Origin of the sequence: Sphingobacterium sp. UBA7631 (assembly GCF_002483935.1) — a bacterium.
In the GTDB taxonomy this organism is placed as follows: Bacteria; Bacteroidota; Bacteroidia; order Sphingobacteriales; family Sphingobacteriaceae; genus Sphingobacterium; species Sphingobacterium multivorum.
Genome location: NZ_DLIX01000010.1, coordinates 794,381 through 821,311, shown reverse-complemented (window position 1 = coordinate 821,311; position 26,931 = coordinate 794,381). Strand labels below are relative to the sequence as shown.

Sequence of the window (26,931 nt, the reverse complement as noted above, 5' to 3'; positions counted from 1 at the left end):
TATGGCAGTAGCCACCTGGATTTTTGTCGAGATATTTTTGATGGTATGTCTCAGCGTCGTAGTAATTTTGTAAGGGTTCCAGTTCAACAACTATTTTTGCCGGATATTTTTTGGCCAGTTCGGCAAGGCTTTCCTTGATAACCGGAATGGCTGAATCATTTGTATAGTAAATACCGGTACGATATTGTGTTCCGATATCGTTTCCTTGCTTATTGAGCGAGGTCGGGTCGATAGTCTTTAGGAATAAATCTACGAGCAGCTTTAAGTCAACGATCTGTGGATCGTAAGTGACTTTGACAGTCTCCGCAAAGCCCGTTTTTCCTGTGGAAACCTGCTCATAGCTTGGTTTTTTTACATTGCCATTGGCATAACCAACTTCGGTAGCGGTCACCCCGCGGACCTGCTTAAGAAAATGCTCCGTACCCCAAAAACATCCCCCTGCAAAATAAATAACCTGATCTTTATCGCCGGTAGGGTTCATAGCTTGTTTTTTAATTATTTTGGAATCATTAGTTTTCTGCGAAAAACCAAATTTGCTGAGCATAAATAAGCCTAATCCTAGTAATAATAATAAAAATACCTGTTTCATAGCGTTTCTCCATTCTTGTTTTTTAATATACGATGTAAAGATCCAGATCGGTTTTAATCAATTTAAAAATTGGGATTCTTTGCTTCGTTATTGGTAAGATATATCTAGTTATGAAATTCCATAAAGATCGATAGAGAGTTTTAGGATGCAGGCACTTTTTTTACCTGAAGCAGACAATACCTACTGTTACCGATAGAAATCTATTATTAAGTTGCTAAAAGTTTATACACTACTTTTTTTGCCGAACACCGACAATACCATATAACCTAAAATTCCCGCTAGCAGGGAGGTTAGCAGAATCGATAACTTCGCTTCATTTATATGCAGCGCGTCTATATGCAGCGCGTCGCTGAAGGACAGGATGGAAATAAATATAGACATGGTAAAGCCAATTCCAGCCAATAAACCCACACCCAGGATATGTTTGAATGAGCTTCCTTCTGGCAGACTGCTAATCTACTGTTAATACCACCCCCGAAAATCGGGCCAGCAGTCGATATTTAGTTCGTTTTTCTTCGGGTTTAAAGTGAAAGATGCAAATTTCGATAGGTCAGAATATTTTACTAAATTAGTAACATATGATAGCATTGATGGAGGATAGTACTGTTGATTTTACCATATTTTTATTTAATAGATCAGTAACTTTATGCGTGAAATCAATTGTCATGAGGAAAAAATTCACCTGTGTGGAAATATACAGTCTTTTGGGTATTTATTTATCTTTGAAGACGATAAGTGTATTGCGGTAAGTGAAAACTGTGCAGCTATTGCAGGTGAAGATTACTCCGAAATACTCGGCATGACAGTAGACGATGTTCTTCATCGGATTGTTCCATCTTTTGAACTTCGTGGAGAGAGCATAGAACATGCTGTTTCAGACAACATGTTTGCCAGGTATGCCGATCGTGTAGCTATCCATGCTAACGATTATTTTTTAAGTCTCTATAGGTATGATGGCAAAATTTATCTTGAAATAGAGACCTGCAATCCGCTTGCTGTCAAAACCACCAAATTATATTATTATGCCAAGCATTTAGATGACCGTAGCGGGGGCAACTCTTGCTGGCAGGCATTGACTGAATTGATTAAGGACATCATCCACTATGATAGAGTGATGGTGTATCGCTTTTTGGAAGATAATAGTGGACAAGTTATTGCAGAGAGCAAGACGGCGGATCTGGAATCGTTGATGAATTACCGTTATCCGGAATTCGATATTCCGGCACAGGCGCGCGAGCTTTACCGTATTTTTCACGCCCGCCATACGGCGAATGTCAATGAGGAAGTGATTCCGCTAATGGGGCGGAGCGCCGATGCTCTCGATCTTACACGTTGCAGCCTTCGGGCACTTTCACCCATGCATTTGCAATACCTTAAAAATGCCGGCGTAAAGGCGAGTGCAAGTTTTAGCATTATCGTGGACGATGAGCTTTGGGGGCTTGTAGCCTGTCAGAACCGGGAGCCAATGCATGTCGATCTTTCACAGCGCCATCTATGTACCTTTCTTACACAATACGCTGTGAACAATTATTTGGCAGATTTTCAGAAGAAACAGGTAAAAGTTCAGAAAAATCTATCGCAGCTGAAGCATGATCTAAAAAGTGATTTGTTGGTCAAGCGCGACTTGTATGACGTGTTGGAAAAGTATGCCGTGCGTATTATGGAGGTAATGAACGGGCAGGGGCTAATCATTAAACGTGACCGCGCAATCATGATGGTGGGTGAGGTGCCTGATAAAAAAATGCTCCGAGAAATTGATAAACAAATAGCCAATGCAGAGTTTTTTGCGACCGATAGATTTAAGTGTGATGGTCCTTCCAAAGATGTTGAGATGTATCCTGGTGTATTGCGCATCAGTATTCTGCCCGCAAATAACTGGTACTTATATGTCTTTAGAAAAGAACGTCTGATAGAAGAGACCTGGGCAGGGAAGCCGGAAAAAGTGATGCAGGTTGACGAAGATCGAAAGATCACCTTTCCTTCGCCACGTTCTTCTTTCGAGGCATGGAAAAAGATTACGAAGGGAAAAGCCGAAAAATGGCAATCTTCTGAACTCGCTTTTATTGAAGATATAACACATATTATTCAGCAAGCAGTGGCACAACGTGGTGGAGAGATTGATGAATTGAACAAGAAACTGGTGCGCTCTAATAATGCGCTTGATACTTTTGGCTACACATTGACCCATGATCTTAAAAATCCGCTGACGACGATACAGCTCACTGCACAAATGTTGCTCTATAAAAAAGACATCTCTGAGGAACTGCTTGCAAAGTCAATGAAAAATATCTTGGATGGGACGCAACTGATGCGGGATATGATGGATAAAGTCTATCAAATGTCAAAGGTAAATCATGTAGACTTTGTGTTTGAACCAATTAATCCACAGTCCAAGATTGTCAATATCGTGGAAAATTGCAAACAACAATACAAGGTTCCTCATTTAGAATTTATAATGGGCGAAACACTACCTGTTTTGGGAGAGAGAACATTGGTCTATCAATTATTTTTGAACCTTGTTGGCAATGCCGTAAAATACAGCAGCAAAAGGCAAAACCCGCAGGTGTCCGTTAAGAGCATGCGGCAAGGAAATACGGTCCGGTATGATATCAAGGATAATGGAATCGGAATTGATTTGAAGGAGGGCGACAAAATTTTTGAAATCTTTGCCCGAATGGCCAATTCAGAAGGCTTTGAGGGTTCGGGGGTTGGCCTGTCCATTGTTAAACAAATTGCGAGTAAGCTCAACGCAACTATTCATGTAGAAAGCGAATTAGATGTCGGTACTACATTTTCAGTCGTCTTCAAAGATGTGCCTGAAGCAGATCGTATGCATTTAGTATCTTAAACGATAGAGGGTAGATTTTTTAGAAGGTGATATAGTGGTTTTTATCCAATAAATTGTCTATCTTGTGGTATCTCAAAGAAAGATTATATAAACGGTTTGGTAACCAACTATCTGCCTAGCTTAGGTCTATATTTTAAATTCCTCCCACAAGACCATATTTTTCAATCATTGCGGTGTTTTTAAACAATCAAAAAATGAAAAAGAAAATTGTTGTTTGTGATGATGAAACCGTCATCCTTAACGTTTTAGAGCTGGCTTTAAAGAATGAATTTAGAGAAGTTTATTTAGTTTCAAAAAGCAGAGAACTTATTGCATCTGTCGAAGAAATTGAGCCTGATATTATATTATTGGATATTGAAATGCCATGGCTGTCAGGTGACGATATCCTTCGTGAACTCCGAAGTTCGGAAAAACATCGAAAGATTCCAGTGATCATGATGTCTGCAAGTTCGCGTGGAAAGCAGATTGCTTCTGAGAGTGGAGCTGACGCCTTTTTGGCCAAACCATTTGAACTGGACGATCTTTTACTTCTCGTGGATAAATTAGGTTAGGCGTAAGCGTTTGTCTTAGGATGATCCCATCAGCTGCTTAAAAGCACTTTTTAAAGAAAAAGTGCTTTTATGTGTATTTAGTCACCATGTACTTGCCAGCTAGTTGCTCAGTATGCTATTAAGTTTATCTGTGATATCTGTTAAATCAAAAGGTTTGGCGATAAAGCCATTTGCGCCTAAATTTCCTGCGATTTCAGGTCCATCGACGCTTGCTGATAGCACGATGATAGGAGTTTCTTTAATTTCGGGTGTACGGCGGATAATTTTAATCAACTGGTCACCAGAAATTATTGGCATCCAGAGATCCAGCAGCAAGAGGTCTGGCTTATGGGAAATTAATTGCTTCGTCAGGTGGGTGCTATTTATTTCGCATATAACATCAAATCCTTCTAGTTCTAAAAAAAGCTCAAGCATCTCGAGTATTCCTCGGTCGTCATCACAGATCATTATCTTTTTAGGCTGCATATTCTTTATTTGTTGATTACGATGGGTAATGTAAAATTAAATGTGGATCCCTCTCCCGGCTCGCTTTCGACCCACAGTGTTCCTTTGTGGTTTAAGATAATCTCATGCGAAACATAGAGCCCAATACCTAAGCCCGGAAACTTCTTCTGTATATGGCTGACACGGAAAAATCGTTCGAAAATTTTTAGTCTATCCTGATAGCTTATGCCCATGCCATAATCCCGTACCGAGATTTTAACAAAATTAGCTACCCTGTGGATGCTAACTTCAACTTTTTTCGACTCGGGTGAATATTTAATTGCATTGGATAGCAGATTGTTCAGCACTTGGATAATCTGTAGCTCGTCGCCTTCTACGATAATGCCCGTACTTCCTGTAAGGTGGATGTCAGAATCAGGTGCCGCCAATCGCATGCTTTCAACGGTATCTTGGATTGTCTTATCGATCTCAAATGGCTCCATGTGCAATTCAAGATTTCCAGATTGAATTTTAGACGTATCTAAGAGTTTTGCTATCAATATATTCAAGCGATCGATATATGCTGTGATTTTATCTAAAGTTGAGACATATTTCGGATCGGTGTTTTCGGTGCCCAATCGCTGCAAGATCTGGAAGAGACCCTTGATTGTTGTGAGGGGTGTCTTCAGTTCGTGGCTCGCAATCGAAAGGAAATCATCTTTACGCCGATCCTGCTCCTTCTTTTCAGTAATATCTTCGATGGCGATTAGGATCCTATCTTTATACTGGCCCTCGAACTCAATACGATAAGCATTTAGCAGCATGACTTTTCGGCCAATATGAGGAAAGATATGATCTACCTCATAATCGATAACCGGATTATTGGTTGGCAATATCTGAGTGAGCATCTCTTTTAACGAAGAAATATCCCACTGCTGATTACCGAGGTCAAATAATAATTTTCCTACCGTTTCTTCTGTGGTGACTTTAAATGAGTTTAAAAAATGCCTATTGGCGCTCAGGACGATATATTTGGCATCGAGTACCAAGAGACTTTCTCGTACTGTTTCAATAATACTGGACAGAAAGCTTTCTTTATCTTGTAGCTCCTTGGTTCTTTGCTGTATTTTGAGCTCTACATGGGACTTCTCTTCACGAAGATCATGCTCCGCTTTTTTTCGATCACTGATATCATTTTGAACACCAATAAAATGAGTTACCTGACCTTCTTCATTCTTCACTGGTGAAATAAAAAGTTCGTTCCAAAAAAGCGTTCCATCCTTACGATAATTTCGAATTTCAATTTTACATTCTTCGCCACGCTCAATGGATTCTTTAATAATCTTACGTTCGGCTTGCGAACGGTCCTGAGCCTGTAAAAATCGGCAATTGTGGCCAATAATTTCATCGTGGGCATAACCACTGATGGTTTCGAAAGCTTTATTGCAATAAATGATGGGATTATCATACTGCAGATTGTCTGTAATTATAATACCCGAATAGGCAGAATTCAATGCTTTTAGATAAAGATCTAAATCATTGTTCTTGTTTTCAATACGTTGCTTTAAATTTTTTATGCCGGAAGCATTTTTTTTCATATATTTTAAACTCCCAAATTAATTAAGGTGTCCTAATTTAGTCGATAATTTTGAAATTGAAGCGGATTTTGGGATGTCTAAATTAAAAAACCGTATAAATTCCTACTGAAAAAATAATCCATGCGAACATGGGGGACGACTATTATGATCTGACCTGTACCGCTGAGAACAAAACTCTAGTTAATATATTCTTTACCTGTCCTTAATACTGTAGTTGTATTAAAGCATGATCTTTACAGCCGACGAAGAATTATTGATCTAGAGAGTATGCTTGTGAAAACGATAGACGCCGTGCTATTGGCACGTCTGGTAAATGCAGATTACAGTGCTTTTGATGAGATTTATGAACATCATTGGAGTCACCTGCTTCAAATTGCCATCAAGAAGGTCGGCGACCTGGACGTTGCCATGGATCTCGTTCAGGATCTCTTTGTAGACCTCTGGCAAAGACGTCACACAATCAATATCCACAGTGGACTGCGGGCTTACCTCATTTCGGCCTTGTACCACAAACTGTTTCAGCATTTCAGGAAAAAGGGGGTGTATGAAAAACATATCGAGCAATATAGTATACTGTTGCAAGATGGTTTACATGACCTATTTCCAATAGATGGTTATGAGGAAAACTATACGGATGTGCTGGTCGCTATCGAACAGTCGGTCGTTGAAATGCCCGACCGTATGCGTATGGTGTTTAATCTGAAATACCAACGGAGCCTCAGTAATCACGAAATTGCGGAACACTTAGGCATATCCCTTCAGACTGTAAAAAATCAATTGAGCAAAGCATTGCACCTTGTGCGCCAGCACATGCAGCTGCAACAGCTAAATCCCAGTGTATTTCTGTCCTTATCTTTTTTTCTTTTCTTTTAGCCTAATGTCCGATCGCTGCCGCCGTCATTTTTTCTTAAACTAAGCTTTATACAAACTTAACCTATTTGGGATGGTACGATCATCCCATTGCTGCAACTATAAGGTGTATGCAGGGTAAAAAAAGAGAACTGGAAAATTTGATTGAACGATATTCCACAGGAAAGCTGACAGACACAGAGCGTGCGCATCTGATGCAATGGATGCTGGAACTCGACGTAAATAAAGCTGAGCAGGTTGATATGGATCTGGCGAGCAATCGTATGAAAGAAAAGATTGATGCACGTTTGCTCCCTGCCGAAACTGAGGTGGAAAGCCAACAGCTGTCTTGGCAATTTTTCGCTAAACTTGCAGCTTTAGTTCTTTTTTGTTTTTCTTTCAGCTGGTATCTTATGGAGTGGGATCCGGTAGATAGGTCGCAACAAAGACAATTCACTAAAGCTGCGGAAATTGCGGTGAAATTTACACGGATGACTTGCAGCGTTTCGCAAGATAGCCTGATCTACTTGGAAGATGGGAGCAGAGTCCGCCTTTTGGCGCATTCCAGCCTGACATGGGTGCAGCCTTTCCCCAAGGGACAGCGTACCATTCAATTGGAGGGAAAGGCATTTTTTGAAGTGGCGCATGATCCTTCCCGACCATTTACCGTATTGGCAGGCAATATCCTGACCACAGCCTTGGGAACATCTTTCTGGGTAACGCAGGAAACCAAATACGCCACACCAAGGGTGCGCCTGATCTCCGGAAAAGTTTCCATTAAAGAGCGTAGTGAAAATGGCAGTGAAAGGCTGTTAGCCTATCTGAGCCCCGGACAAATCTGGCGGGCACCGACTGCGCAGCCCAAAAAGGAACCTGTGGCAAAATCCGAAAAACCACCGGAGCGGGTCCTACCAACACTGTTGACATTTCAGCATAAGCCGCTTAAAGAAGTGTTGCCTGCACTGGCTTCCTTCTACCGTACAAGCATTCTGTTTTCTGAAGAGGAAGTCGCAGAATTATCCTTATATGGTACGTATACGCAGGAAAATGATATTGCGCAGATTTTGCAGACAATCTGTATTGCAAATGATCTTAGATTGGAGTTTAACGCCGAAAAAAATACCTATACGATCGTAAAAAGCGGGTTATAAAAAATAAAAAAAATTAAATAAATGCACCCCAAAATCGGGGAGCCTTGGACAACTATGCACAATTATTAAGTAAAAATATGCAATTATCTTTATCTAAAAAACGGCCTGCCAAAGGGGCTTTATTACTGCTATTAGCGATTGCTTGTGGCCAAAAGGGCTTTGCCCAGCAAGGAGGGCAACTCGTTGTCATCGTGCAGGATGCAAAGTCGAAGGGCCTGGCCAATGCTACAGTGACCATAAAAAATAAGGTCAGCAACTTGAAGCGCTCTGGTCAGGCTGATCAGCAGGGAAAAGCAGTGTTTAACAATCTGCCAGTGGATAGCAACTACTGTATTCTGGTGACGTATACCGGCTTATCGCCAAAAGAGGAATGTCAGTATATCGTTACGTCGGGCAAACGTTCGAGTGTGGTTTTTCAGTTGACAGACGCCGCGGCAAATCAGATGGATGAGGTGGTCGTGGTGGGCTACGGTACGCAGAAAAGGACCAATCTCTCCGGGGCTGTGGATCAGATCAGCGGTGAGGTGCTCGAAAGCCGCCCCATATCCAATGCGGCTCAAGGACTTCAAGGGATTTCACCCAATTTGAATATACAGTTCAATTCAGGCGAACCTGGGGTCGCTCCTAAAATTAATATTCGTGGTATTACCTCGATCAACGGCGGCGATCCCTTAATCCTGGTCGACAACGTGCCGATTTCGGCAGCGGAATTAATTCGCATCGCACCACAGGATATTGAATCATTTACCGTCATCAAAGATGCTTCTGCCGCTGCAATTTATGGTGCACGTGCCTCGTTTGGTGTACTTATTATCACGACTAAAACCGGAAAAGGGGATGTAAAGGTGAACTATTCCAATAATTTTACCTGGAATACGCCGACGGTAATGCCTGATAAAATAACAGATCCTTATGTGTTTTCGCGATTACTGGAAACCTCAACAGACAATACGCCTTGGGACAATGTCAATTACTCGGATCAGTTTTACCAATATGCAAAGGAGCGCTCGGATAATCCTACTATCGCCGGGGTGCGGGTTAATCCTTCGGATTCCAAAGTCTGGGAATATATGGGAAATAGGGACTGGACGCGTTACTTCCTATCTGACTGGAATGCAACTCAAACGCATGACCTGTCGATCTCGGGTTCCAATGAGAAGGTACAATATTATATCAGCGGCAGCTACAACCGACAAAATTCGCCCGTTAAGCTTACAGAAGACTACTTTGACCGTTACAATTTGCGCTCGAAAGTGAATTATAGACTTTCAGATTTTATTTCATTTGGCAATAATACAGTGATTGGAAGCATACGCCGACTTGCACCATCGCAGATGAGCCTGGCGGATATCTACAATATTTTTCCAACGTCATTTGATAAAAATCCAGATGGCACATGGGCCAATTCTTCGGCAGGTATCATCGCAGCGCAAATGGTCGATGGTGGAAAAAGTGACCGTAAGCGACTTGATGTGCAATCAACTTTCAATACGGAACTTCGCTTTTTCAGCAATAAATTTAAAGTCAATGCCGATTACACCTTTCAGCGCAATTCCTTGAACCGCAATTGGTATACCAAGCGATATGAGATTGGTTACGGTCCGGATGATATCCGAAAAGAAGGGACCACAGGCGCATACCGTGAAGCAGGGTTTTCCTACTACAACGTGTACAATATCTACGGAACCTATATGCAGTCTTTTAACAGGCATCAGGTCAACGCGGTATTGGGCTTCAACCAGGAAGATTACCGCTATGAAGTTATCAGTGCCGAACGCGCGGGTTTGATTTCGGAATCTTTTCCGACGATTCAGTTTGCAACGGGGACTATGAAAATGGGCGAGGCAATTGATACCTATGCACTACGTGGAGCCTTCTACCGTTTGAACTACACCTATGACGATAAGTATATTGTCGAGTTCAATGGCCGTTACGACGGTTCGTCCCGCTTTCCAAAAAACAAACGTTTTGGCTTTTTCCCTTCGGGTTCGGCGGCATGGCGCATCGATCGTGAAAATTTTATGTCAGGAGTTTCAGGACTGGATCTCTTGAAACTGAGAGCCTCTTATGGCCAGCTGGGTAATCAGTCTGTGTCAAACTACGGCTACCTCCCTTCGATGGAAAAAAAAGATTCGGAATATTTATTCGGCAGTGAACGCGGTATCTTTATTCAGGTGCCTTCCTTAGTGTCGCCAAACTATACCTGGGAGAAGGTCAATACTGTGAATGTGGGTATGGATGTAGCTGTACTGAAAAATAAGCTTTCAGCTAGTTTTGATTATTATTCGAGACGTACCTTGGGGATGCTGACGCTGGGCAAAGATCTACCCAATATTTTGGGGGCAGATGAGCCCCGCGAGAATGCCGCCGATCTAAAGACCAATGGGTGGGAGCTGACCATCAATTTTCAGGACCATTTTGAATTGGCCAATGCACCATTGCGTTTCAATGCCAAGTTATTGCTGTCTGACTCACAGTCTAAGATTACACGCTTTGACAACCCCAATAAAAGCATCCTGCAGTATTACGAGGGCATGCAGATGGGAGAGATCTGGGGGCTGCAGAGCAATGGGCTTTTTAAAGATGAAGCTGAGATTGCCAAGTTAGACCAGACTTCGATTATTCCTTGGGGAGCCTTGTCCATCGTACCGGGATGGCCTACTTATGTGGATCAGGATGGTAACGGGAAGATTGAAAAAGGATATAATCTAGGGGATACCAAAGACCTCAAAATTATCGGTAACTCAACACCGCGCTATCAGTTTGGTGTGGATCTTTCTGCTGACTGGAAGGGGTTTGACTTGCGTGCATTTTTTCAGGGAATTGGCAAGCGCGATTATTATCCGCTGGATTACCTCTATTGGGGGACTTACCAACAACCTTATGGTAATTTCTATGGGCACTTGCTCGATTTCTACCGTCCGGAAGGTGATTCGGATATCGACCGTGCCAAGCATTCGCAGGCTTACCTGAATCTTGGGCTTGCAGATCAGAATCTCGATGCGACCTATCCGATATTGCAGTCCTGGCTCGCCGACCGCAACCTGGGAACCCGTATTGACCAGGCTCAGGGACTGGCTATTCCACAAACCAACTATTTGCTGAATGCTGCTTATCTGCGCCTGAAAAATCTGACCATTGGCTATACCTTGCCAAAATCAATAGTCTCCCGTGCGAAGATCAGCAATCTGCGCGTGTATCTCAGTGGCGAGAATATCATCGAATGGTCGGCGGTAAAACGCTATTTTGACCCGGAGACGTTGAATGAAAATACCTATACCAATCCTACAATCGGTTCAGATCGTGTCGGGAATGGATTGACTTATCCCTTTCAACGGAGTTTTTCAGCTGGTATTCAAGTGACTTTTTAATTGCCTATCATGATAAATAAATATATAAAAATAGCTTTAGTGGGTTCAGTAATTTCCCTGCTTGGAAGCTGTAACGACAACTATTTGGATCGTGTTCCTGAAACTGCGATCAATAACGAAAATTTCTTTAATACAGCCACGGATCTGGAATTGTATATCAATGGATTGTATAATTTCTCAGGACTTGGTATCTATCAGGCTGACGCTACCTCGGACAATGCAAGTACAACGGGCAATACCGAAATCAAGACCATTATGGCTGGTAACGCCTCTGCCGCAACGATCTCGGGCGGCTGGGACTGGGTGCAGCTCCGCAAAATAAATTTCTTTTTGCAGCACATGGGAAAAGCAAATATCAGTGATAGTGAGAAAGCGCATTATGAGGGATTGGCCCGTTATTTTAGGGCACGGTTCTATGCGGAGAAAGTACAGCGTTTTTCAGATGTGCCCTGGGTAGATAAAGCGCTCGAGGTTGGTGATAATGACTATTTATTTGCCAAACGTGATCCGCGTGCCATAGTCGTAGAAAAAATCATGGAAGATTTTGAGTTTGCTGCCCAAAACGTACAGCCCCGCATCAAACTCGGTACCGTTAATAAATGGGTGGTGCTGCAGGAATATGGCCGCTTTGCACTGTATGAAGGAACTTATCGTAAATACCACAGTGAGCTTGAATTGAAAAGCTCGGCAAATGACTTTTTGACCAAAGCACAGTTCCTGAGTGATGAGCAGATGCGTGAGGGTGGTTTTACCATCTATAATACCGGCAGACCTGATGTGGACTATGGGTCTTTATTTTTTAGTGAAAATCTCGAAAATAACAAGGAGGTGGTGCTGGGACGCTTTTATGCCAACAATGTGCTCAATGCGGACTCCTGGCCAGGGATGTTTGGTAATTACGAGTATTATCCGCTCCGTGATCTTGTGCAGGCCTATCTCATGAAAGATGGCTCATTTTATACAGCACAGCCAGGCTATGCAAAAAATACATTTGTCAAAGAATTTGAAAACCGCGATCCGCGCCTGTCACAAACCTATGCGTATCCGGGATGGGAGTTGATCTATTCCCATACTTATGCCCAGGGTGCCGGATTATATGTGCAGCAGCTGGCCAAAAACTTCTCGGGCTATCACCAGATCAAAGGATTTCAAAATACACTCAGTCTGGAAGCGCGCAACAACCTGGACATTCCGCTGTACCGCTATGCCGAAGTATTATTAAATTTTGCTGAAGCGAAAGCAGAGCTGGGACAACTTACACAGGCTGATCTTGATCGTAGTATCAATTTGCTACGCAGAAGGGCTGGTATGCCTGATATGACCGTCAGCGAACGTATAGATCCGGTTATGGCAGCACGCTATGCCAATGTCGAAAGTAGCCAGCGCAACCTGGTACTGGAGATCCGGAGGGAACGTCGGGTCGAACTTGCTTTTGAAGGCTTTCGCTTTACCGACCTCATGCGCTGGAATGTGGGCGAACTGTTGAAAAACAAACGTGAAGGCATCTATTTCAATGGATTGGGACAACATGATATGACCGGCGATGGCATTCCGGATATGGTGTTATTAGCTGCCTCATCGTCTATTCCCGCAGTAAAAGAGAAAAACAGCTTGGGCAGAGAACTGCAGTATTATCGTGTGGGACGATTTGGACAGGATGTAGGTGTGTTTTTATCGGATGGAAACAGTGGAACTGTCGAAACGATCGAAAATACTGGGAATTTTGAAGCGCCCAAATTTTATTATCGCCCTATACCGCAAGGCGAAATACTTTTAAATGATAATCTTAAACAAATATTCGGATGGTAATGCGTCGTGTAACAACAGCTATTTTATTTTTTCTTTTTCTTGTGTTATCTGGTGTGGAGGCCGCCTGTGCACAAGAATTCAAGTTTGCATTTTTAACGGATATGCATGTACACAGTGATTCGACACTTGGTCAGGTGGAGCGAAGATTAAAATCCTTGCCCCCTCAGGTCGAGCTGCTGCTAAGCGGCGGCGATAATGTCGATATTGACAATTTAAAAACAACTGACTTATCGGCGGGCGAGCAGCGCCTCAGGTCCTTAAAGAGCCTTTTCGACCTTACAAAAAAGCCATACCATATGGCGATTGGCAATCACGACCGCTTGCCGCGCGATCTTCGGAATGGCAAGAATGACTTTGAGCTCTTTGAAAAGACTTTTGGCCAGACGTATTACAGTTTTGAATTTAAGGGCTGGAAGTTTATTGTGCTAAATAGTGTGGAAACCAAAGATAACCAGTATGTCATTGGGGATAAGCAGCTCGCATGGCTGCAGGATCTGGTGAAAAATACAGCCCAAGATCAACCTCTAGTGATTATTTCACATGTGCCTTTTTTGTCGGTTTATTATCCGGTGTTGGAGGGGCGCTATACGGCTACCGACACCTTTGCAAACCAAAAACAGGTATTCGATCTCTTTAAGGAACATAGCCTAAAGCTGGTGTTGCAGGGCCATATGCATTTGTACGAAGAGATTAAAGTAAAGGGCGTGCAGTTTATCACAGCAGGAGCGGTTTCGGGCAATTGGTGGCATGGAACATTCGAAGGTACGACACCCGGACATCTTGAAGTGCAAGTCCAGGGAAAAGAGTTTAGCTGGAAATATGTGAAGTAATTTCTTAGCCGGTCAATCGCATGAGCACAGTGCAGTTCAAGGGAAATATACAAATCAGCTAACCGCCAAAAGGATATAAACTTTTGGCGGTTTTTTTGGGGAAAATAGAATAGAGTTAATCTTAAGAGCAATGGTCTGTTGCATTATTCTACTGGTTTGTTTATAAATCCATCATAAATTGACTTTCCTAAAAATAAAACCTAATTTTGATTCATCAACAATAACTAAACCAGCAGATGAGTGTCACACATGTCCGACAATTGTTTACCCAGCTTTACGAAGAAAATTGGGTGAAGTTGTATGTGCATGTTTTCCGCATGTTGGACGATCGTGACGAAGCCCGTGATATTGTGCAGGAAATATTTGCCAATCTCTGGGACCGCATGGAACGACTGGAAATTGAGCATTCCTATCAGGCTTACCTGTTTCGTTCGGCCCGAAACTTGGTGATCAACCGTATCGCCAGCCAGGATGTCGGACGTAAATATGAACATTACCTGGAGCATGCCGCCCCGAGCCTTGAAATTATGCCCGACGAATTGCTGCGGGAGAAAGAATTGGCTGCGCAGATCGATCAGGCGATTGAAAAGCTGCCCCGCAAAATGGCTTTGATCTTCAAAAAAAGCCGTTTCGAACAACGTAGTTATCGGGAGATTGCCGCAGAATTGGAGATCTCGGAGCAGACTGTCAAAAAGCAGATATCCAATGCGTTGACGGTTTTAAGAAAAAAAATACGAACTATTTTCATTTTTTTCTACCACTAAAGGGTCGCCATCCTGTCTTCTAAGTTATAAACAGGATAGCACCTATGAAACCACCCTTATCGAAACAATTACTGCAGCGCTACCAACAAGGTCTGTGCAATGCCGAGGAAACGGCACTTGTCGAAAGTTGGTACAATCAGCTCAGCAAGACAAATAATGAAAAAGATATACCTGAACTTGATCTGGCAGCCGAAGACCGGTATTTCCAACAGCATATTTTTGGGGCTGTATTGCAGGGGCATCGCCAACGACGTGCCTATCTGAAGGTAGCTGCCAGTCTGGTATTCTTTTTAATGGCAGGCGCCGCTATATATTTCTTTTCCAAGCCCCAACGAGCACCGCAACCTTTGCCTTTTAGTGTCGGTCAATTCCAGGCGGATCTGCTGATCGGCAACGAAGTGGTCAGCCTCGACGACAAGAAGCCCTTTAACCCCGCCTATATGGCGAAGGAAAAAGGGGCGAAGGTGGCTGTCAAAACAAAAAAGGGGCAAGAATTCAAAATGAAGCTTCCGGATGGTACCGTCGTCTGGCTAAATGCCGACAGCAAGCTGGAAATCGGATCGGGATATAACCTACAGGAACGCGCGGTCTTCCTGACGGGTGAAGCTTATTTCAAGGTGGCAAAAAATAAAGCGAAACCTTTTATTGTTCATGTTGGCAGCACCAGCATCGAGGCCTTGGGAACGGCTTTTAATGTGAAGTTATACGCAAACGATAGCCAGCTGTTGACCACACAGCTGGATGAAGGAAAAATACGGGTCAGCAATGCGGGGCTTCAGCAGGTATTGCTGCCGGGACAGTCCATCGAACTGAATGTGCAGAATGGTGCCTTCCAGCTACAGCAGGAAAACAGACTGCAGGATGCATCCAATTGGAAAGACGGTTACTTTGAATTTGACCAGACTCCGCTGCCGGAGATTTTGGCCGATCTTGCCCGGTGGTACAATTTTACCTATAGCCTGTCGCCCGTCTATAATAATAAAGTCCTGAGCGGAAAAATCAGCAAAAAAGAGTCCTTTGCCGAAGTGCTTAAAATATTGCGATTTGCCGGCATAAATTATACCATCGACAAAGACCGACTCGTCCTTGTGCCCTAACCAAGCCCAAAACAAACGAATATTCAATCTAAATACCCTATGAAACAATCCGTAAAAACACTGCTATTGATGCTGATGCATGTCAATGGCTATGCCTTTAGCCAGCAGGCAGACAAGGCAGCTGACCATGTTCAACTCAAACAACTCGTCAAAGCCATTGAGCAGCGAAGCGATTATCGCTTTGTTTACGACCCCCATGAAATTAACCCCGATCTGCCTTTCAATGTCAATTTAAACAATGCCAATATCCCCGAACTGCTTCGGCAGGCATTCGCGGCGAAGGGGATCCGTTATCAAATTGTCAAAAACACCATTGTGCTCCAGGGCAAAGGGGCCAGCAAATCATTGCAGGCCGCCATCTCTGGGCGGGTCAGCAATGCTTCGGGTGCAGCGCTTGAAGGCGTAAGCGTCCGTGTTAAAAACAAGATCGCCAGCACGGTCACCGATGCCAGCGGCCGCTTTAGTTTAAATGGGCTGCAGCAGGAGGATATATTGCTCTTGAGTTACGTGGGCTACCGCAGCCAGGAAGTGAAGGTTGCCGGCAATGGCATCCTGGAAATAAGCCTCGAGGCCGATCCGGGCAACCTGGATGAAGTGGTGGTTATTGGTTACGGCACGTCTTCGGTACGCAAAAATACCGGTTCAGTATCCAGCGTCACCAGCAAGGAGATCGAAACGCAACCGGTACTGGATCCCCTGGCAGCCTTGCAGGGCCGCGTTGCGGGACTTAATATCGCTTCCAATTCGGGCTTGCCGGGCAGCTCCTTTCAAGTGCAGCTGCGCGGGGTCAACTCCTTGACCAATGGCAGCAGTCCGCTGTACATTATCGACGGTATCCCATTTTCGGACGAAAGCATGAACCAGTTTACCGCAGCCAATGGCAATCAAAGCCCGCTGAGCCTGATCAATCCCAAGGATATTGAACGCATCGATGTGCTTAAAGATGCCGATGCGACAGCCATTTATGGCTCCCGGGGTGGGAACGGCGTGATCTTGATCACAACAAAAAAAGGCAATAAGAACGGGCTTAAAATAGACTTTAATGCCAATGTGGGCTCCAGTAAAGCCATCCGCAACCTGAAGATGCTGAACACGCAGCAATACCTGGACATCCGGAAAGAGGGCTTTAAAAACGATAACTGGACAGCAACGGCAGATAATGCGCCGGATCTGCTTACCTGGGATCAGTCTGCCTACAGTGACTGGCAAAAGCAGTTTTATGGTGCATCGGCTCCTTTCTCCACCTACCAGCTGTCATTTTCCGGCGGCAACGAAAATACGCAGTACCTGGCCAGCGCCAATTTCAATCGTCAGGGTGATCCCTTGCCCGGTAATAAGAACTATCAGCGTGGCGGTGCACTGTTGAACCTGTCTACACAGTCCAAAGACCAGCGATTTAAACTCAACAGCAGTTTCAACCTCAACCTCGACCGCAACAATACGGTCCCCACAGACATTGCACAGTTTTATAACCTGGCGCCAAATTATCCTTTATACGATGAAAATGGCAACTATTACTGGTTTCAGCAGACCTTACAGAATCCTGCAGCCTACATGGAGCGCTCGAGTATTTCTAAAGCTAAATCCCTGCTGGCCAATTTTTCTGCCGAATACGCCATCTTACCTGAATTGGTCGCGAAAGTCAATGTGGGCTATAACCTCAAAAGTATGGACCAGACGCGCTTGCTACCCAACGCGGGATTTAATCCATTGACGAGTACGGGATCAATGGCCTCTTACGGGAATTCGGATTATCAGTCCTATATCATTGAGCCGCAATTAAACTACAGCAAAACAATTGGTAAACATGATTTCAAGTTGCTTTTGGGTGGCACCTGGCAGCAAAGGGTCACCGAAGGGAAATACTTCGATGGCAGCAGCTACCCGAGTGATTCGCAGCTGGACAATATAGCTGCTGCAGGCATCCTCGCAATCCGCAACAATCAGTATGCCGACTACCGCTACCAATCTGCATTTGCACGTATCAATTATGCCTATGCCGACAAATACCTATTGAATTTCAGCTACCGAAGAGATGGTTCTTCGCGCTTTGGACCCAACAATAAGTACGGTAATTTTGGGTCGATCGGTGCAGCCTGGGTATTCAGCAACGAAGAGTTTTTCCAGGATCAGTCTATCCTGAGCTTCGGTAAGCTACGTGGCAGCTGGGGGGTGACGGGCAATGACCAGATCGGCGATTACCAGTACCTTGATACCTGGGGCACAGGTTTTGCCTACCAGAGCATCACGGGGCTTTATCCGACGCGGGTGTTCAATCCCAATTTTGGCTGGGAAGAAATCAAAAAGAAAGAACTGGGCCTCGACCTTGGTTTTTTCAGGGACCGTATTTTCCTGACGGCCAATTATTACAACAATAGATCGGATAATCAGCTGATCAATATCGTGCTCGCACCGCAGACAGGCTATAATTCTTATTTTGGTAATACCCCCGCACTGATCGAAAATAAGGGCCTTGAGTTTGAGCTGAGCAGCGTGAATATCCAAAAGGAAAAGTTCAGCTGGAAAACCAATTTCAATATGACTTTTCCTTCCAATACCCTGCTGGACTATCCTAATCTTGAAAGTAGCAGCGATGTACGGCGATACGTCATTGGCGAGTCTACCCGTATTGTGCGTGGATTTCAGTTTACGGGAGTGGATCCGCAAACAGGTATCGCTCAATTCCTGGATGTGAATGGTGATGGGAAAATCACCGAATTCAATGACTATGTGACCCTGGGTTCATTGCTGCCGAAGTTTTATGGCGGGATCAACAACAACCTGAGTTATGGCCATGTGAGCCTTGGACTGCTGTTTCAGTTTGTCAAACAGGAGGGGCCCTCCATTGGTTATGGCCCGCAGGCCACGACCATCGGCGCACTGGGCAACCTGGATGAATATGTATTGCGCCGCTGGCAGCAGCCGGGCGATGTGACGGATGTACCGCGTGCAACCGCCAACAGCGCCAACGATGCCAACCTGGCGTACCGCAATTACTACCGTTATTCATCGGCGGTATGGGACGACGCCTCTTTTATCCGCTTAAAAAATGTATCGCTCAGTTACGACATCTCCAAATGGGCGCAGAAGATCAATATAAACCGTGCTGTGCTGCAGTTCAATGCACAGAACCTCTTTACCTGGACAAGCTTTAGAGGTATGGATCCCGAGATGCCTGGTTTTGACCGTACCTATGTTTCGGATGTCAATCCTTTTGGTTCGGTGCGGAGCAGCGCTACACCATCGCTGCGTACCTATACTTTCGCAGTTCAGCTCACTTTTTAATGATCATAAAACTAAAGACTTACACCATGAACAAATATATCATCTACAGCCTTTTTGCAACGCCCCTGTTGAACCTCTCCTGCAACAAATTTCTGGCGGTGGATCCCCCCAAGACAGAAGTGGCGGCAGCGTCGGCCTTCAGTGACGAAAAAACGGCCACAGCAACCGTGGGCGGACTCTATACCAGTATGAACAACTACAATAACCAGTTTGCCAGTGGGCTGATGAGCATCGTGCTATCCAGCCTGGCCGACGATTACAACTCGGCCTTTACAAGCTACGATGAGTACAAATACAATCGGCTGAGTCCCGCAACCTCTTACCTCGATCGGCTGTGGTCGCAACCCTATAGCTATATCAATCACAGCAATAAGATAATCGAGGGACTTGAAGCTTCGGCACTCAGCACCAAGGTAAAAGCGCAGCTCTCGGCAGAAGCGCGTTTTACGCGGGTATTCAATTATTTTTACCTGTGCAACCTCTTCCAAAAAGTGCCCCTGATCACAGACACCAAAGATCTGGAAGCCAACAACCGAAAAGGGCCAGCGTCCCGGGAAGAGCTCTATGCTTTTATGCTGGGCGATCTGAAGCAGGCTGCTGTGGATATTTCGGATACCTACCAGGGCAATGAGCGCACCCGCCCCAATAGAAAAGCGGTTGATGCGCTATTGGCCCGGTTATACCTGTACCATGGCGACTGGGCCGATGCGGAAGCGACCGCCGACAAAGTCATCGGGGATAACCGGTACGAACTGTCGCGCGACCTCAATACCGTTTTTTTGAAGACGAGCAAAGAGGCCATCTGGCAGCTGCAGACGGTCAATCTTTCGACGGCAGGCGTCAACACCTGGGAGGGATTCAGCATCGTTCCGGCCGTAGCGACGGCACGGAGTTACTATCAGCTGTATGATACGACCGTGGCAGCTTATGAGGAGAACGACTTGCGTAAATCACAATGGTTAAAACCGTATGTAGTAAACAATAAAACACTTTATATGCCCTATAAGTACAAGTTGCGCACAGCGACACCGGTTGCCGAATACAATACTGTGCTGCGCCTGGCCGAGCAGTATCTGATCCGTGCGGAAGCGCGGCTCAACCAAAATAAGTTACAGGCAGCACTACAGGATATCAATCAGATCCGCGAGCGTGCAGGCCTCGCTGCGCTGCCACAAACGCTGGACAAAGCAGCCATCGCCCTAGCCCTCGAAAAGGAACGGCAGCTGGAGCTGTTGGGCGAATGGGGTCACCGCTGGTTTGACCTGGTCCGCACAAACCGGGCCCTGCCTGTACTTTCGAAGGTCAAAACAGACTTTAGTCAAAGCGATACCAAAATACCGATCGCCAGTGCTATTTTATTAACCAATGGTAATCTCCAACAGAATGATTAAGCTATATAAACAGGCCTCGCTGCAGTTTAGACGGGCCTTGCTGCTGCTGTTACTGCCAGCAACCCTGGGAGTGCAGGCGCAAGTCAGCATCCTACCGGAAAAAGCAGCCGCCGGTGATATCGTGACCATCAGCTTTGATCCCGTTAAATCTACCGCTGCTCCTGGCGCAGGGCCATTTTTCGTGGACTTCAACTACTCCAATTTTTACGAATTTCCGAGCCGCATGCCCATGCAGCGCGAAGGCGGACTGTGGCGTGTACGCTTTAAACTGCCGCCCTACGCCAACTTTTCCTGTTTTACGATCGCCGACAAGGACAAGAAATTTGTGCAGCGGGCAAGCGACAGCAGTCAGTATGAGATCTACGTCTATAAGCAGGGGAAACTGATCGCCGGTAATTACCTGGGGAAATCGTACAGCATACCCGTCCAGGATAAAACATCGGATCGCATCGTGGAGAAACAGGAATATTACCTCAAAAAAGAGCTGAGCTTGTATCCCGACAACTACGAGGCCCAGCTCCGGCTGATCGTCCTCGAGATGAAGAAAAGTAACCCCGCCCAGCAGGCCAGGCTCCTGAAGAAGGGCTTGGCCGTGGTTGAAAAGAAATTCCGCAGTAACCCGCTTTTTGAGGGGAACCTCAATAAGGTAACCATGGGGTATTTGATACTCGGTCAAAATCAAAAAGTAGATTCGATCCGTCAGGTTGTGATCAAGGAGTTTCCCAACAAGAAGATCGGCATAGCCTATCGGCTCAATAAACTGTTTAGCGAGCCGGATTCCACGGCGGTGGTTGCCAAGATCGGGCAGCTTCTTGCCCTTAAAACGGCCGATAATGAGGCGGCCTATGGCAGCGCTTACGACTATCTTTTTACCTACTATGTGCGGCATGGCGACAGCGTACAGGCCAAGAAATACCTGCCCCTAATTACCCGATGGGAGCAGGATCCCTACAAATGGCGCGCCTACAATCAGTATGTGCAGCTGCTGTTGGATCATAAGCTGCTGCTCAACGATGCATCCAAGCTCAATCTATACCTGTTGGACAGTGTGGCGGCCTATCCGGTGAGCTTAATACGCTATTTCCCCGAAACAGGTTATCTGGTGGCGCATGACCCCGCCAAGGCTGATAAAATCGCTGCGGTGAAAGCAGAACTTATGGCCAATCAGGGGCTTATCGCTACTCAGTTAAATCAGACTGAAGTAGCGCAGGACTGGTTTGCCAAAAGCATCCCTACGCTCAAATCGGCGGCACTGCTCCGGGCCATTGCCCTGCAGTATCAAGCGTGGAATGAGCCAGAGCGTGCGATACCTGTGCTGGAGGCAGCCTATCGCTATGCGCCTTTTGATCCACAGATCCGGCAGCTGCTCGACAGCGCGCTCGATAAAAAGGGGATGGGCAATGCCGCCGAGCGGCAGGCTTATTTTAGGCAGCTCGATAAGCAATGGAAGCAGGGCTATTACGCGGAGTTTCAGAAGATCATCGGCAGTACACCTCTTCCAGAAGACCTCAGCATCGTTGATATGGACAAAAAGCCCTTGCTTAAGGCGGAACTTGCGGGCAAGATCGTTGTCATTGATTTTTGGGCAACCTGGTGCAAGCCCTGCATAGCCTCTTTTCCTTATCTGCATCAGGTGTACAAAAAATATGCGGATGACCCGCAGGTGAAGTTCGTTGTGCTCAATTCGGGCAGTGGAAATAGCTGGGACGATGCGTATAAATGGGCGCAGGCCAATCGCCAATTTGACTTTCCATTTTATTATAACCAGGATAAGAAGTTGAGCAGTAAACTGGAAATAACCTCCATTCCGACAACGTTGATCTTGGATAAAAAAGGGAACATCCGTTTCCGAAAGGTAGGCTTTGAAGGTGAAAAGTTGCTGCAGAGCCTCGATGCCATGATCGAATACCTGAAAGAACTGGACCAATAACCAGGGGATGTCGTACCCCCTTTTTTTTGGTATATTTGCCTTACAGGTGATCCTGGTTGGATAAACTGTAATCAATATTTATGTTTGAGAAGAAAACTATCATCACTGTACAACACCCCGAATCCATGCATCATTTAAATGGGATGGTCGGTTCGTGGACAGACTGGGAGCTGACAGAACTTGGAAGGCAGCAGGCGGAAAATATCGCCACTAATCTGCAATTGGAGCTTGGGGATAAAAATTTTTCCCTGTATTCATCGCCACTTCGCAGAGCCAGTGAAACTGCCGAAATAATCGGAGAGGCCTTTGGGCGCAGCCCACAGTTCATGAAGGCGTTAAAGGAAAGGAATCTGGGCAGAGCGGTGGGGCAGTCGGTACAATGGCTGAAGGACAATATCGAAAACCAAGAGCTAACCTGCTTTGATAGATGCTTTAGTGATGCAGAATCTCGTTATGATGTTTGGCAAAGGCTGAAGCCGCTGTATGAAAAAATCTGCTACGGTGAAGAAGAGTATACGCTAGTGGTCTCGCACGGAGACACTTTAGGTATATTCCATGTAATGTGGCTGGGATTGGATGTCGAGATGCTGGATAAAATACAGCTTGCGGGCCGCAGTGCTGGTGTTACCATTCTTCAACAGTTGACCACAGGAAAAAGAGTCATCAGTAAGCTGGGGGATATGGGCTATCAAATCCTGAAGGATCAATAAGGTAGTTATACAACTACCTTATTGATGTCTATTACCTTTGTGGTAATACGAAATGTTTTTGTTGATCCCTTGCGCCGCATCATTTCTTTCGGGCGATACCGTTGCGGGAGCGTATTGCAATGACACAATATCGCTGCTGTCGATGTCGGGCATTTTAAGCGGGCGGTACCACGAAGGTGGGTTTGTTAGATTGCCCGTCCGCTTGCGATCTGTTGTTTCGGTTGATTCTTGTACCGAACGCTGTTTCCAGCGTTTGTATACCAGCAGTGCTGCTCCAGCGACTGCCGTGATAACGAGTCCGATTTGTGCTTTCATGCTTTCTTCTTTACGAATTGAAAAAAAATCCTTTCAAATTGAACAAAGCTCCTTTCAAAAAGTTCAATAAAAATCAAATCAGCTTTTTGGTCTAGCGCAATAAGGTCTTCCAACAGTACATTCGAACGTTAGTCCACCAGTGTTACCAGCATATCAGCCAATTTTGTAGGTGCTGTGAGCATGGCATCGTGGCCCGTCGCGATCTCCCGATAGTGCCAGTTGAGCTTGTGGTCGGCGCGCACCTTTTCGCTCATCTCCTTCATAATGGGCAGCTGTGGATCGGTACATGCGATATAGACCAAGGGTAATCCATTGCCATACTTGTTTTTTAAGTGCAGCCGCTGTGCAAATGTGCCAAAAGGTTGTGCGCTGAGCCTTTCCTTGACCCAGGAAACCATGCCGGGGGCTGTAACACCAAATAGTGCAACATCAAACGGCGCAAAATTCTCTTTCCGCTGAATGTTTTTGAGCTGAATTTCTTGCACTGCCTTGGGTTGCAATGAAATGGGGCTCTGGCCGTCTTCAATAATCATGGCGTCGAGAAAAATCAACTTGTGTAATCGTGAGGGAATGCGATCGGCAACTCCGGCAATCACAGCACCGGCATAGCTGTGTCCAACGAGATACACATCGTGCAGATCTTCCATCTCGATCAGGTTGACGATGTCCTGGATATGGGTGTCGATGTCGACCGAAGGCTCGATCAGGTGTTTACGTTCACCAAGCCCCGTCAGCGTAGGGGCGTAGACCCTGTAGTGAGCATCTGTGAGCTGTTGTGCGACGGCCTGCCAGCACCAGCCGCCATGCCAGGCCCCGTGAACCAGCACATAGGTAGGCCGATGATCTTGGTGTTGAGCGTATCCACTTAACATACCGCAGCTTAGCAGGACAAGCAGAAATAAAGTTCGCAGTTGTTTCATTTTTTTATAATTTTATACTGTTTTTAATACCTGACAAAGGTATAGGCAAGCTTTTGTCCGCACAATAACTCATCCTGAAGTGAGTGGCTATAACTCGATATTTAAAATGGCAACACCCCGAAAAAAACAATCCACTAACACGGAGAATCTACAGACTTTGGCACAGGCATGTGATGTGAACGAAGTACTGGCGCAAATAGCGTTGCGTTGGAAAATGCAGATTCTATACTGTATTGCAGCGGATGTATCGCAATTCAGCACCTTAAAAAAAATGTTTCCGACACTTTCAGATCAGGTACTGAGCAAACGTTTAAAGGAGCTGAAAGAAGAATCGCTTGTCGTTACCGAAGAAATTGAAAACACCGTACCGCCTCAGATACGCTATAGCCCAACAGAAAAGGGTAAGGAACTGTTGAAGATTATCCTGAATCTGCATCACTGGGGACTAAAATGGAAAACTACAGGCAATAACTATTGCCAAGTGCATTCGGAAAGCGATCAGGATCGCGTTTTTTAACCCTATTTAAATCTTATGGATTCACTCTTTCGCGCCTGGCAAACAAGCCGCATGGCTTACCTTAAGTTCTTCGACAATTATTCTTTGGAACAGCTTAACCGCATTCCCGAAGGCTTTAGCAACAACCTGATCTGGAATATCGGGCACATCATTGCCACACAGCATAAATTAATTTATATCGGATCTGGGATAGCGGGACATATCCCCGAGGAAGTTTTTCTGAATTATCAGTCCGGAACAAGACCGACAGCAGCGGTATCGCAACAGGAAGCCGATCTGCTTAAAAGATTACTCCTCGAGCAGATTGAGCCGACCATACGTGATTTTAATAACAAAAAGTTTGTCCACTATCAGGAGCGTACAACCGGAACGGGCTTCCATTTAACCTCCATATATGATGCCTTCGAATGGAATAATTTTCATGAAGGGCTGCATTTGGGTTATATGATGAGTATTAGAAAGTTTGTTGTTGACCGACAATAATCTAGGGGGGGTATTTTCAATGGTTTGTATATGCAGTACGAAAGGTTAAATAGGTGAAAGCGAATGATTTTTAAAGCTCTTCGGTCGAATATGGATGTTGATGACAGTGCATTTGATGATATATACCCGTCCAAAATAAAACAATTGGCTGAACGCCACTGGACACCTGTTCATGTTGCAAAAATGGCTGCCGAGTACCTGGTTGAATCTCCCATGGACAAAGTCCTGGATATTGGTGCCGGAGCAGGGAAATTTTGCCTTGTTGGCGCTTCTTGCACCCAGGGAATGTTTTATGGTGTGGAACAGCGCGAATCACTGGTGGAGCTTTCCAATGGATTGGCCGAGAAACATCAGGTGCACAATGTAGCCTTTATTCATGGCAATATTGACGAGATCTGTTTTTCCGACTATGACGCATTTTATTTCTATAACTCCTTCTATGAAAATATAGACACATCGAGTCCAATTGATTACTCGATAGCGCCTGATCCAAAACTTTATCATGCCTACACCGCGGCTCTTCGGAATCAGCTTGCGCTGCTGCCTATTGGTACGCGTGTTGTTTCCTATTGGAGTGGCTGGGAAGAAATTCCTAGTAATTTTGATTTGGAGTATACGGCATGTGACGGTTTTCTCAATTTCTGGCGGAAGCTGGGTTAAGGGAAAGGAAGCAGGACAGCCCTGCTTCCTTTTTTTGACGACCTTAATCTAAGTAGAAGAAAAGCCGGCTGAATATCTGATTCGGTACTTTTGGCGCAATAAAATAAGGCTGAACCTTGCCTTTATCGTTCAATTTTGGCAAAAAGAATCCTTCGGCACCCATTTTACTTTTTGTTTCGTCGCCGTCAAAAGCCCATTCATTGTCCGTATTGGCCTTGGTGAAATTGACCGTGGCACTCCGCAGATCAGCGCCTTTGTCAAAATCCTTCGGTGGTAGATAGTCTACATAGACCCACCTTCCGGGAAGTACATTTTTTGCAATGTACTCCTTACGGACATCACCCGTCGCTGCATTGACCTTCTGTAAAGAAATATCAATCGGGAAATCAATGCTTTTATCATAAATATAAAAGCCCAGTTTATTGACATTGGGGTCTGCAGCAGGTGGGTTCACTTCCTGCACCTTGCCATCAAAATAGACGTAGTTGAAATTGACTTTGATCGTGTTTTCAGGCAATTCGGCACTGTAAACCACTTTCTTGGTCTCCGTATCGGTTAAGGTAACCAGTCTTTTTTTTGGTATTTTGTAACTGTACGCCGTCGCAAAATGGATATTGTGCTGCGGTTGAATGATAAAAGCGCCATCTTTATGATCAAATACGGTCGTATCAATGGCGATCTGCAATGGATGGTCACTGCCATTATAACCATTGATCAGGATATGCATCGCGCGTTCCACCTCCGCAGCGTCCTTGTTGCAGGCACTGAACAGGAAGGGTAGGCCGATCAGCAGGAGCGCTGTCACCAGGGAATACAGCTTTGTTGACAAATTTTTCATAC

22 protein-coding genes and 1 pseudogene are annotated in these 26,931 nt (G+C 45.1%); 16 read left to right on the top strand and 7 right to left on the bottom strand.

The annotated features are described in order from the left end of the window. Nucleotides 1–13: 13 nt before the first annotated feature. Nucleotides 14–481, bottom strand: a pseudogene (gene msrA / locus B3P16_RS24275) (peptide-methionine (S)-S-oxide reductase MsrA); the annotation flags it as partial. Nucleotides 482–811: 330 nt separating this feature from the next. Next, nucleotides 812–1,036: a Na+/H+ antiporter NhaA gene (locus tag B3P16_RS20045; protein ID WP_286844405.1), complete on the bottom strand. Its 225-nt coding sequence runs from the start codon at nucleotides 1,034–1,036 to the stop codon at nucleotides 812–814. A gap of 199 nt (nucleotides 1,037–1,235) precedes the next feature. Here B3P16_RS20045 and B3P16_RS20040 point away from each other — a divergent pair, with 199 nt between their 5' ends. Together B3P16_RS20040 and B3P16_RS20035 are read left to right on the top strand one after the other, a co-directional pair. Beyond that, complete coding sequence (locus tag B3P16_RS20040) at nucleotides 1,236–3,437, top strand: ATP-binding protein (protein WP_286844034.1); 2,202 nt, start codon at nucleotides 1,236–1,238, stop codon at nucleotides 3,435–3,437. 194 nt (nucleotides 3,438–3,631) lie between these two features. Next, entirely contained in the window at nucleotides 3,632–3,988 is a 357-nt protein-coding gene (locus B3P16_RS20035) for a response regulator (protein WP_286754638.1), read from the top strand. A 99-nt stretch (nucleotides 3,989–4,087) separates the two neighbouring features. On the opposite strand, the gene B3P16_RS20030 is transcribed toward B3P16_RS20035, so the two are convergent. After that, nucleotides 4,088–4,453: a response regulator gene (locus B3P16_RS20030; protein ID WP_286754639.1), complete on the bottom strand. Its 366-nt coding sequence runs from the start codon at nucleotides 4,451–4,453 to the stop codon at nucleotides 4,088–4,090. Between the two features lie 5 nt (nucleotides 4,454–4,458). After that, nucleotides 4,459–6,009 carry a PAS domain-containing sensor histidine kinase gene (locus B3P16_RS20025; protein WP_286844033.1) on the bottom strand — a complete coding sequence of 517 codons (1,551 nt, stop codon included), beginning with the start codon at nucleotides 6,007–6,009 and terminating at the stop codon, nucleotides 4,459–4,461. 273 nt (nucleotides 6,010–6,282) lie between these two features. Here B3P16_RS20025 and B3P16_RS20020 point away from each other — a divergent pair, with 273 nt between their 5' ends. The 11 genes from B3P16_RS20020 (at nucleotide 6,283) to B3P16_RS19970 (ending at nucleotide 23,196) form a co-directional block, all read left to right on the top strand. Next, nucleotides 6,283–6,882, top strand: a complete 600-nt coding sequence (locus B3P16_RS20020; RefSeq protein ID WP_286754641.1) for an RNA polymerase sigma factor — start codon at nucleotides 6,283–6,285, stop codon at nucleotides 6,880–6,882. Between the two features lie 107 nt (nucleotides 6,883–6,989). Further along, a complete protein-coding gene (locus B3P16_RS20015) occupies nucleotides 6,990–8,009 on the top strand; it encodes a FecR family protein (protein WP_286844032.1) in 1,020 nt (339 codons plus the stop codon). A 77-nt stretch (nucleotides 8,010–8,086) separates the two neighbouring features. Further along, entirely contained in the window at nucleotides 8,087–11,380 is a 3,294-nt protein-coding gene (locus B3P16_RS20010) for a SusC/RagA family TonB-linked outer membrane protein (RefSeq protein ID WP_286844031.1), read from the top strand. Between the two features lie 9 nt (nucleotides 11,381–11,389). Beyond that, complete coding sequence (locus tag B3P16_RS20005; RefSeq protein ID WP_286844030.1) at nucleotides 11,390–13,189, top strand: RagB/SusD family nutrient uptake outer membrane protein; 1,800 nt, start codon at nucleotides 11,390–11,392, stop codon at nucleotides 13,187–13,189. Further along, nucleotides 13,183–14,019 (top strand): metallophosphoesterase family protein, encoded by an 837-nt coding sequence (locus B3P16_RS20000; RefSeq protein WP_286844029.1) that lies wholly within the window; start codon nucleotides 13,183–13,185, stop codon nucleotides 14,017–14,019. Before B3P16_RS20005 ends, B3P16_RS20000 begins: the two co-directional genes overlap by 7 nt. 236 nt (nucleotides 14,020–14,255) lie before the next feature. After that, nucleotides 14,256–14,783: an RNA polymerase sigma-70 factor gene (locus tag B3P16_RS19995; protein ID WP_046676041.1), complete on the top strand. Its 528-nt coding sequence runs from the start codon at nucleotides 14,256–14,258 to the stop codon at nucleotides 14,781–14,783. A 44-nt stretch (nucleotides 14,784–14,827) separates the two neighbouring features. Further along, nucleotides 14,828–15,880, top strand: a complete 1,053-nt coding sequence (locus B3P16_RS19990) for a FecR family protein (RefSeq protein WP_286844028.1) — start codon at nucleotides 14,828–14,830, stop codon at nucleotides 15,878–15,880. A gap of 39 nt (nucleotides 15,881–15,919) precedes the next feature. Next, nucleotides 15,920–19,165 (top strand): TonB-dependent receptor, encoded by a 3,246-nt coding sequence (locus B3P16_RS19985; RefSeq protein ID WP_286844027.1) that lies wholly within the window; start codon nucleotides 15,920–15,922, stop codon nucleotides 19,163–19,165. A gap of 26 nt (nucleotides 19,166–19,191) precedes the next feature. Continuing rightward, nucleotides 19,192–20,556: a RagB/SusD family nutrient uptake outer membrane protein gene (locus B3P16_RS19980; protein ID WP_286844026.1), complete on the top strand. Its 1,365-nt coding sequence runs from the start codon at nucleotides 19,192–19,194 to the stop codon at nucleotides 20,554–20,556. Further along, entirely contained in the window at nucleotides 20,549–22,486 is a 1,938-nt protein-coding gene (locus B3P16_RS19975) for a TlpA disulfide reductase family protein (RefSeq protein ID WP_286844024.1), read from the top strand. The genes B3P16_RS19980 and B3P16_RS19975 overlap by 8 nt, the downstream gene beginning before the upstream one ends. 80 nt (nucleotides 22,487–22,566) lie before the next feature. Further along, complete coding sequence (locus B3P16_RS19970) at nucleotides 22,567–23,196, top strand: histidine phosphatase family protein (protein ID WP_286844022.1); 630 nt, start codon at nucleotides 22,567–22,569, stop codon at nucleotides 23,194–23,196. A gap of 18 nt (nucleotides 23,197–23,214) precedes the next feature. Here the strand turns inward: B3P16_RS19970 and B3P16_RS19965 are convergent, their stop codons facing one another. Next, nucleotides 23,215–23,511, bottom strand: a complete 297-nt coding sequence (locus tag B3P16_RS19965; protein ID WP_286754651.1) for a hypothetical protein — start codon at nucleotides 23,509–23,511, stop codon at nucleotides 23,215–23,217. Nucleotides 23,512–23,639: 128 nt separating this feature from the next. Beyond that, entirely contained in the window at nucleotides 23,640–24,431 is a 792-nt protein-coding gene (locus B3P16_RS19960) for an alpha/beta hydrolase (RefSeq protein ID WP_286844020.1), read from the bottom strand. A 106-nt stretch (nucleotides 24,432–24,537) separates the two neighbouring features. Here B3P16_RS19960 and B3P16_RS19955 point away from each other — a divergent pair, with 106 nt between their 5' ends. The 3 genes from B3P16_RS19955 (at nucleotide 24,538) to B3P16_RS19945 (ending at nucleotide 26,091) form a co-directional block, all read left to right on the top strand. After that, nucleotides 24,538–24,948, top strand: coding sequence for a winged helix-turn-helix transcriptional regulator (locus tag B3P16_RS19955; protein WP_112374635.1), 411 nt, complete (start codon nucleotides 24,538–24,540; stop codon nucleotides 24,946–24,948). A gap of 15 nt (nucleotides 24,949–24,963) precedes the next feature. Further along, entirely contained in the window at nucleotides 24,964–25,431 is a 468-nt protein-coding gene (locus B3P16_RS19950; RefSeq protein ID WP_286844019.1) for a DinB family protein, read from the top strand. A gap of 63 nt (nucleotides 25,432–25,494) precedes the next feature. Beyond that, complete coding sequence (locus tag B3P16_RS19945) at nucleotides 25,495–26,091, top strand: methyltransferase domain-containing protein (protein WP_286844017.1); 597 nt, start codon at nucleotides 25,495–25,497, stop codon at nucleotides 26,089–26,091. A gap of 43 nt (nucleotides 26,092–26,134) precedes the next feature. Here B3P16_RS19945 and B3P16_RS19940 read toward each other — a convergent pair whose 3' ends face one another. Next, nucleotides 26,135–26,929 (bottom strand): hypothetical protein, encoded by a 795-nt coding sequence (locus B3P16_RS19940; RefSeq protein WP_286844016.1) that lies wholly within the window; start codon nucleotides 26,927–26,929, stop codon nucleotides 26,135–26,137. Nucleotides 26,930–26,931 lie beyond the last annotated feature (2 nt).